Origin of the sequence: Prauserella rugosa (genome assembly GCF_000719975.1) — a bacterium.
In the GTDB taxonomy this organism is placed as follows: domain Bacteria; phylum Actinomycetota; class Actinomycetes; order Mycobacteriales; family Pseudonocardiaceae; genus Prauserella; species Prauserella rugosa.
Genome location: NZ_JOIJ01000063.1, coordinates 1 through 610, shown reverse-complemented (window position 1 = coordinate 610; position 610 = coordinate 1). Strand labels below are relative to the sequence as shown.

Here is a 610-nt window from a genome sequence, read left to right as displayed (position 1 = left end):
TGGACGAGGTGCCGTGGTGTGGGTCGTAGCGGGTGATCCACCCGGGCGCGTTCTTCATCCTGTGGTGGCGTCGACACCGTGGTGCGGTGTTGGTCGCTGAGGTGGGCCCGTTGTCGGTGGCCCATTCGCGTTGGTGGTCGAGGTCGCAGTGCCGGGCAGGTCGTCGGCACCAGGGCACGACGCATTCCCGGTCGCGGACGCGGACGAGTTCGCGGATGGCCGCGTTGGGCCGTCGTCGACTACGGCCCAGGTCGAGCGGCTGGCCGGTGGCCGGGTCGCAGAGGACTTTGCGCCAGGTGCTGTCGCGGTTGGTCATGATCTCCCGCGCCACCGCTGCCGGAAGAGGTCCGTAGCCGTCCAGCTCACAGCCGCTGTCGGAGATGGACAGGGCCGCGTCAACGGGCATGTGGAGGTAGACCATGGCGGCGGCTTCGGGGACCCGAACACCGGGATCATTGCCCAGCAACAGGTCAGCAGTGACATCCGCGCGCAACTGGTCGAGCGTGCGCTGCTCGCCATCACGTCGTAGGCGGCGTGCCATCGCATCAACCCGCGCATAACACGCGGAAGCCACCTCCGACGGCAACTCGGCGGTGAGTCGAGAGTGAGC

General features: G+C 68.2%; 1 protein-coding gene. It reads right to left on the bottom strand.

Annotated features, from left to right (window positions below; translation table 11 throughout):
• The coding region (locus IF64_RS27395; protein WP_487042798.1) for an HNH endonuclease signature motif containing protein at positions 1-541 on the bottom strand (541 nt) is incomplete at its 3' end.
• Positions 542-610: the final 69 nt, after the last annotated feature.